Source organism: Gemmiger formicilis, assembly GCF_016901605.1.
Taxonomy (GTDB): Bacteria; Bacillota; Clostridia; order Oscillospirales; family Ruminococcaceae; genus Gemmiger; species Gemmiger formicilis_B.
This window is the reverse complement of record NZ_JACJKP010000510.1, coordinates 1-363: the sequence shown is the minus strand read 5'-3', so window position 1 is coordinate 363 and position 363 is coordinate 1. Positions and strand designations below refer to the sequence as shown.

At 56.2% G+C, this 363-nt stretch carries 1 protein-coding gene; it reads right to left on the bottom strand.

What is annotated here, in order from left to right; all coding sequences use genetic code 11:
• Nucleotides 1-363 (bottom strand): class C sortase (locus H6B10_RS15690; RefSeq protein ID WP_204652387.1); only part of this gene is annotated, 363 nt, incomplete at both ends.

Sequence of the window (363 nt, the reverse complement as noted above, 5' to 3'; positions counted from 1 at the left end):
AACTGCGTACACAGTACACCACATAACGCTGGCTGTTGCCGCCCAGCGGGTGGCAGGTTACCAGGGTCAGCAGATCGCGCCCGGGCTGAATCAGCAGTGCATCCACGTCGGTAGGATCGATAATGCGCAGTTCCTCTACGGTATAGGTCAGTGTTTCCCGGAAATTTTGCACATATACGGTATCGCCGATCTGCAGGCGTTCAACCTCCCGCAGCATGGGGGCTTTATAATAGCCCCGGTGGGCTGCCAGTACGCAGTTGGTGTTTTCACCGCCGATGGGGTATGAGGTCTGGGTCAGGTGTGCAGCGCCCTGTTTCAGGTGTTCTTCATTGGCACCCAGTACAATAGGCAGTTCCAGATCCA